Origin of the sequence: Kitasatospora nipponensis (assembly GCF_039528135.1) — a bacterium.
Lineage (GTDB): Bacteria > Actinomycetota > Actinomycetes > Streptomycetales > Streptomycetaceae > Kitasatospora > Kitasatospora nipponensis.
In genome coordinates this window covers 586-6,448 of sequence record NZ_BAAALF010000301.1, presented here as the reverse complement: position 1 = coordinate 6,448, position 5,863 = coordinate 586, and the positions used below count along the sequence as shown (strand labels likewise).

Below are 5,863 nucleotides of genomic sequence, written 5' to 3'. Positions count from 1 at the left end.
CAGCATCCGGGCGGCGGCCGGGGACTGCCGCGGCGCGGGTGCGGCCGGCGCCTGCGGCTCCGGCTCCGGCGTGGCCGCCGGCGCGGCGACCGGGGCGGGCTCCGGCAGCAGGGCCGCCACACCGCGCCCGGAGAGCCGCACCAGGCGCTGGCCCGCGACGGTGTCGACGTCCATGTAGCACTCCGGCGCGTCGCCGCCCAGCGCCAGCAGCTCCTCCTGCAGCTGCCCGGGGTCGCCCCAGGTGCCGTAGAGCTTCTCCGGGGTGACGCAGATCAGGCGCAGGCCGCCGCGGAAGACGGCCTCCCAGGTGGCCGCCGCGACGCCGGGCGTGTGCGGCGAGCGGAAGTCGTCCAGCACCACGATGCCGTCGTCGGCGAGCACCTCGTGCGCGGTGCGGATGTCGACCGCCACGTGCTCGTACAGGTGGGAGGCGTCGATGTGCACGAAGCGACAGCTGTCGGCGGCGATCCGGCCGTCCCCGAGCACCGAGGTGGGCGCCTGGACGATGGCGGGCAGCCGCGGGTGGAACGCCAGGTAGTTGCGTTCGAAGGCGGTCCGGGTGAGCGTCTCGCGGTACGACATGGTCATCTCGGCGGCGTTGTCCCCGTCGGGGGCGTCGGAGTCGAACAGGTCGCAGACGGTGAACACCTCGCCGTCCTGCAGGTGGCGACCCATCAGGATCGCGCTGCGCCCCAGGTAGCTGCCCAGTTCCAGCAGGTCACCCCGGGTTCCGGCGGTCGTCTGGCGCTCCAGCAACCAGCTGAACAGCTGCTGATCGAGTGGCCAGAACCAGCCGGGGACATCGTCCAGGGACTGCGGGGCGGGCGACGTCGCGGGCTGCGGCAGAGCGGTGACCATCAGGGCCTCCTACAGGCGGACAGGGTCGACGTCGCCGGCGGAACCGGCCGGAGGGGACAGCGCCGGCCCCAAGCTGGGGTGATCCTAATCACTTTTATGAGTACATGAAAACAGGATCTTCCTACTCAGTTCGCCCCGTATACAGCCGATCGTCGCGCCGCAGCGGGCCCGGCGCCCGCCGGGAGCGGCCGCATCGGAGGTTTGACGAGGTGGAAAGGCATACCTAAGTTCTGGTGGCATGTGCGCGAACCACGCCGAAACACACGGCCCATCCCAGCCCCCGACGGCCCTGACCGACTTCGCGGTCGACCTCACCGTCGAGGAGACCCGGCGGCGCGCCCAGGTGCTCGCCGCGCTCGGCCCGCAGTGGGACCCGGTGGCCGTCCTGCGCGGCGAGGACGAGGCGTACGCGCTGCTCTACTCGAACCTCGACCCCGAGCAGCAGCGGACCTACGACGAGCTGGTGGCGGCCGGCGTGCTGCCCGGACGGGAGCACGGCGATGCTGCTGCCCATTGACCCGCAGGCCGACGACGGCCGCCGCGCCTGGGTGCCCTGCCCACGGTGCGAGGACGACCGGGACTGCGGACCGTGCGGGGAGCGCCGCACCTGCCCCGAGCACTGGCGCTACCTGCTGGCCAACACCGGCAGCCTGCTCCACCTCCAGTGCCCCGGCTGCACCCACCTCTGGGACCACGAGACCGGCTTCGGCGCCACCCGCACGCCGCCGGGCCACGCCGCCGACCGGGGCGCCTGAGCAGGGGGCGCCCACCGCCGGCCGACGGGCCGCCCGTAGTCTGGGCCCCGACGAAAAACGGACGAACCGGACCTGAGGCGGGGTCGGCCGTCCACGGCACGAAGGAAAGCGGGGCCGCCGATGGACGGCATGTCGGGGATGCACCACCACGGCGGGCTCGGACCGTTCTCACTCGACGCGGTGCTCCACTGGTCGCCCGACTGGCCCTTCCTGCTGGGCAGCCTGCTCGCCCTGGGCCTGTACGGCGCGGGCGTCGCGCGCCTGCTGCGCCGCGGCGACCGGTGGCCGGTGGGGCGCACGGTGGCCTGGACGCTCGGTGTGCTGACCATCGTCGCGGTGACCTGCTCGGGGCTCAACGACTACGGCATGGTGCTCTTCAGCGCCCACATGATCCAGCACATGGTGCTCAGCATGCTGGTCCCGATCCTGCTGCTGCTCGGCGCGCCGATCACCCTGGCGCTGCGCTCGCTGCGGCCGGCCGGCAAGGGGCGGCCGCGCGGACCGCGCGAGCTGCTGGTGGCGCTGCTGCACAGCCGGTACGTCAAGGTCGTCTCGCACCCGGCCTTCACCATCCCGCTCTTCATCGCCAGCCTCTACGGCCTCTACTTCACCCCGCTCTTCGACGGCCTGATGCAGTCCCGGATCGGGCACATCGCGATGATGGTGCACTTCCTGGCGGCCGGGCTGCTCTTCTTCTGGCCGATCATGGGGGTGGACCCCGGGCCGAACCGGCCCGGGCACGTGATGCGGATCATCGAGCTCTTCATGGGGATGCCCTTCCACGCCTTCTTCGGCGTGGCGGTGATGATGGCGACCACGCCACTGGTGACCACCTTCACGGCCGCCGGCGCGCCGCCCGGCACCGACCTGATGACCGACCAGAAGCTGGCCGGCGGGATCACCTGGGCCTTCGGCGAGATCCCGACCGCGGTGGTGCTGGTCGCCCTGGTCTTCCAGTGGGCGAAGTCCTCGCAGCGCCAGGCCGTCCGCCAGGACCGGGCCGCCGAGCGGGACGGCGACGCCGAGCTGAACGCGTACAACGCCTACCTCGCCGCGCTCGAACAGCGCGGCAACCGGCCCGCCCAGACCGGCTGAGCCGGTCACGCCCCCGGAGCCCCGTCCACCCCCGGTGGACGGGGCTCCGGCGTTCGCGCGACGGCCGGCACGGTCGAAGGGGTTGGCCGAAAGTTCACCCCGATGGCGGACACACCGATGCTCCGGGTGCCCCGCGCTGACGTCCCGTCACGATATAACCATGATCTCAATGGTACGAATGGGGGACATCGTGAAGATCAGACTGACCCAGGCCGGGGTCGCCGTGGCGGCGATCAGCGCCCTGGCCGTCGCCGTGCCCGTCGCGGCCTCGGCCGCGCCGTCCGGGAAGGCCACCAGGACCCCGGTCACGGTCGCGGCCAGGAAGCCGAGCCCGACGCCCACCCCGACGCCGACACCCACCCCCACGCCCACCCCCACGGTGGCCGCGGGCCCGGACGTGTCCGTGGCGGTCGGCGGGAACTACCCGTTCCTGGCCAACAGCAGCGGCAACATGTCCGTCACCTGGACCTCCGTCGGCAGCGTGGCCTACAGCGGCGTCACGCAGGTCACCCTCGACCTGCCGCCGGGCATCACCACCGACGGCGTCCTGATGTACTCCACCCCGGCGGACTACGTCTTCACCGAGACGATCTCGCCCGACGGCCGCCACGTGACCGCCTACTTCACCGGCACCCGCAGCCCCGGCCGGTCCGACTTCATGAAGGTCAACCTGCGCTCCGGCGCGGCCAAGCCCAGCGGCACGGTCACCGCGACCGTCGCCAACCGGGGCGACGTGAACCCGGCGAACGACGTCGTCGCGCAGGACGTCACCGGCGTGAACCAGGCCGCCGCCGTCCCGCCCGCGCCGACCGTCACCGCGCTGAGCGCCACCACCGGCCCGGGCACCGGCGGCACCGCCGTCACCGTCACCGGGAGCAACCTGGACAACGGGTTCGTGCTCTTCGGTGACACCCCCGCCACCAGCTCCTCCTGCGCGGGCACCAGCTGCACGGCCACCGCGCCGGGCGGCAGCGGCTCCGTGGCGGTCACCGTCGTCACCCCGGGCGGCCACGCCGACGCGGCGTCCGCGTTCGGCTACACCGGCCCGACCCCGCCGGCGCCGCCCGCTCCGGTGCTGACCTCCCTCTACACCACCAGCGGCCCGGTGGCCGGCGGCACCCACGTCAACGTCGCGGGGACCAACCTGCTCGGTGGCCAGGTCCTCTTCGGTGGCGTGGCGGGCAAGGACTCCTCCTGCGGCCCGACCTTCTGCACGGTGCTCTCCCCCGCCGGCACCGGCACCGTGGACGTCACGGTCACCACCCCCGGCGGCACCACCGCGCTGATCGCAGGCGACCGCTTCAGCTACACCCCCTGACCGGTTCCCTGACGGTCCCGCGGGGCGGGCGCCCCTTGTGGCGCCCGCCCCGCGGCGTTTCCCGGCCCGTTTCCCAGCCCGTTTCCCGCGGCGTTTCCCGGCCCGTTTCCCACCGCCTGGCCCCCGTCGAGCAGCCGGCGCAGCGCCAGGGCGTCGGGCGCGAGGGCCAGCAGCAGGTGCGCGTCGTCTCCGGGCAGGGCCAGCACCGCGCGGTCGCCGGCCCCGGGCCCGGCCGGCGGCGCGGGCAGGCCGACCGTCAGCAGCTGGCCGAGCGCCCGGTGGGGGCCCAGGACCGCCGCGCCGTCCCAGCCCGGGGCGCCCGGACCGAGGTCGCTCTGCTGATCGAGGAGCAGCCGGCCGCCCTGGCGGACCGTCAGCCGGGTGGTGAGCCGGCCGGGGACGCCGTGCACCGCCCAGTCGTGCTGGCGCCCCAGCACCTGCTCCTCGCGCAGCAGCAGGGCGGCACCGGCGGCCAGCTCGACCCGGGTGTGCAGCACCAGGTGGATGCCGGCCGCGGCGATCACCGGCTCGGGGAGCCACTCCAGCAGGCCACCGGCCGCCACCGCCAGGTCGAGTCCGTAGTGCGCCGGGCCCTCCCCGGGCAGGCTCAGGGTGGCCGCCACCCCGGTCACCCGCAGCCGCGCTCCGGCGTCGACGGCCACCCGCACCGCGAGCCGGTCCCCGCCCAGCGGGCCGGCCATCGTGGCGACGGTCGCCACCTCGGCGAGCGCGCCGCCACGCAGCCGGCGCAGGGCGAGCGGCCCCGCTCCGCGCAGCACGGGCAGCGCGGTGTGCCCGCGCCCGTCCAGCACGGCGTGGATGCGGGCCGTGGCGGGGGCCTGCGCCCACGGCGGCGGCGCGCTCAGGCCGTGCGCCACGCGGCCAGCCGCTCCCGGACCCAGTCGGCCACCGGCGCCACCCCCTCGGGCGCGGCCAGCGAGCAGAAGACCGTCGGCAACGCGCCGCGCTGCGCCTTCGCGTCGCGGGCCATCACGCCCAGGTCGGCGCCGACCAGCGGGGCCAGGTCGGTCTTGTTGACGACCAGTAGGTCCGAGTTCGACACCCCCGGGCCGCCCTTGCGCGGGATCTTGTCCCCGCCCGCCACGTCGATCACGAAGATCTGCGCGTCCACCAGGCCGCGGCTGAAGGTCGCCGTGAGGTTGTCCCCGCCGGACTCCAGCAGGACCAGGTCCAGCGGCCCGACCGTCGCCTCCAGCTCCTCCACCGCCTCCAGGTTGGCCGAGATGTCGTCGCGGATCGCGGTGTGCGGGCAGCAGCCGGTCTCCACCGCGGTGATCCGCTCCGGGGCCAGCACCGCGTGCCGCAGCAGGAACTCGGCGTCCTCGGTGGTGTAGATGTCGTTGGTGACGACGGCCAGCGAGAGTTCCCCGCGCAGCAGCCGGCAGAGTGCCGCAACCGTGGCGGTCTTGCCCGAGCCGACCGGGCCGCCGAGCCCGATCCGCAGCGCCCGCCGGGCGCCACCGGGGGCGGGCGGGCCGGGGTCGCCCGCGGTGAGCGGGTCGGCCGGGTCGTCGCGATGATCACGATGCAAAGAGTTTCACCTTCCAGGAGGCGTGCCGCTCGGCGTACAGGTCGAGCAGCGGCGCACCGGTCGTGGGGAGTCGGTCGCCGTTGCCGAGGGCGACGGCCCGCGCGGCGGCCTCGGCGGCGGCGCCGGCCACCGCTGCGCTGCGGCTGCTCGCCCTGGACCCCTACCGGGTGGCGGCGGTGCTGGCCCGGCTGGCGCCGGCCGCCGACGCGGTGGCCGCCGGCGCCGCCGCTGCCGCCGCGCGGGCCGGCGGCCTCGGCGGCCCCGACCGACTCCCCCCCACCCGGG

At 74.8% G+C, this 5,863-nt stretch carries 8 protein-coding genes; 5 read left to right on the top strand and 3 right to left on the bottom strand.

All coding sequences use genetic code 11. The features are described from left to right. Positions 1-858, bottom strand: an 858-nt coding sequence (locus tag ABD323_RS38845) for a class I SAM-dependent methyltransferase (protein ID WP_344446816.1), incomplete at its 3' end; no start/stop codon positions are given. Between the two features lie 238 nt (positions 859-1,096). On the opposite strand from ABD323_RS38845, the gene ABD323_RS38840 reads away from it, so the two are divergent. From ABD323_RS38840 to ABD323_RS38825, 4 genes are all read left to right on the top strand, one after another. Beyond that, entirely contained in the window at positions 1,097-1,375 is a 279-nt protein-coding gene (locus ABD323_RS38840) for a DUF6400 family protein (RefSeq protein ID WP_344446815.1), read from the top strand. Next, positions 1,359-1,613: a hypothetical protein gene (locus ABD323_RS38835; protein ID WP_344446813.1), complete on the top strand. Its 255-nt coding sequence runs from the start codon at positions 1,359-1,361 to the stop codon at positions 1,611-1,613. The genes ABD323_RS38840 and ABD323_RS38835 overlap by 17 nt, the downstream gene beginning before the upstream one ends. Before the next feature lie 138 nt (positions 1,614-1,751). Beyond that, entirely contained in the window at positions 1,752-2,708 is a 957-nt protein-coding gene (locus tag ABD323_RS38830; RefSeq protein ID WP_425556311.1) for a cytochrome c oxidase assembly protein, read from the top strand. Between the two features lie 190 nt (positions 2,709-2,898). Next, a complete protein-coding gene (locus tag ABD323_RS38825; RefSeq protein WP_344446812.1) occupies positions 2,899-4,026 on the top strand; it encodes an IPT/TIG domain-containing protein in 1,128 nt (375 codons plus the stop codon). On the opposite strand, the gene ABD323_RS38820 is transcribed toward ABD323_RS38825, so the two are convergent. After that, positions 4,014-4,904 carry an urease accessory protein UreD gene (locus ABD323_RS38820; RefSeq protein ID WP_344446811.1) on the bottom strand — a complete coding sequence of 297 codons (891 nt, stop codon included), beginning with the start codon at positions 4,902-4,904 and terminating at the stop codon, positions 4,014-4,016. The two genes, ABD323_RS38825 and ABD323_RS38820, sit on opposite strands and share 13 nt — an antisense overlap. Beyond that, positions 4,889-5,578, bottom strand: coding sequence for an urease accessory protein UreG (gene ureG / locus ABD323_RS38815; protein WP_344446810.1), 690 nt, complete (start codon positions 5,576-5,578; stop codon positions 4,889-4,891). The genes ABD323_RS38820 and ureG overlap by 16 nt, the downstream gene beginning before the upstream one ends. Before the next feature lie 80 nt (positions 5,579-5,658). Here ureG and ABD323_RS38810 point away from each other — a divergent pair. Continuing rightward, a partial coding sequence (locus tag ABD323_RS38810; protein ID WP_344446809.1) for a hypothetical protein occupies positions 5,659-5,863 on the top strand: 205 nt, incomplete at its 3' end.

What these genes read in the sequence shown, in the direction of transcription:
- ABD323_RS38840 (WP_344446815.1), top strand. Translation starts at nt 1,097, where the DNA reads ATGTGCGCGAACCACGCCGAAACACACGGCCCATCCCAGCCCCCGACG.
- ABD323_RS38835 (WP_344446813.1), top strand. Translation starts at nt 1,359, where the DNA reads ATGCTGCTGCCCATTGACCCGCAGGCCGACGACGGCCGCCGCGCCTGG.
- ABD323_RS38830 (WP_425556311.1), top strand. Translation starts at nt 1,752, where the DNA reads ATGCACCACCACGGCGGGCTCGGACCGTTCTCACTCGACGCGGTGCTC.